A 272-nucleotide genomic window follows, 5' to 3' on the forward strand; every position below is an offset into this window, starting at 1 on the left:
GCGAACGATTTTGTGTTTGCGCGCGAATGCCTTTATTCGCGCAGCAAGATAACCAGATAAAAGGAACGGGATTCACGTGCAGGTACTAGTCCGCGACAATAACGTTGATCAGGCGCTTCGCGCTCTCAAGAAAAAGATGCAGCGCGAAGGCATTTTCCGTGAAATGAAGATGCGCGATTATTACGAAAAGCCTTCCCAGAAGCGCGCTCGCGAAAAGGCTGAAGCCGTTCGCCGCGTTCGCAAGCTGGCACGCAAGCGTGCGCAGCGCGAAG

1 protein-coding gene is annotated in these 272 nt (G+C 53.7%); it reads left to right on the top strand.

What is annotated here, in order from left to right; all coding sequences use genetic code 11:
• Positions 1-76: 76 nt before the first annotated feature.
• Positions 77-272, top strand: a 196-nt coding sequence (gene rpsU, locus SB764_RS40270) for a 30S ribosomal protein S21 (RefSeq protein ID WP_410866790.1), incomplete at its 3' end; no start/stop codon positions are given.

It is taken from the genome of Paraburkholderia sp. SIMBA_027 (assembly GCF_046535315.1).
Lineage (GTDB): Bacteria > Pseudomonadota > Gammaproteobacteria > Burkholderiales > Burkholderiaceae > Paraburkholderia > Paraburkholderia tropica.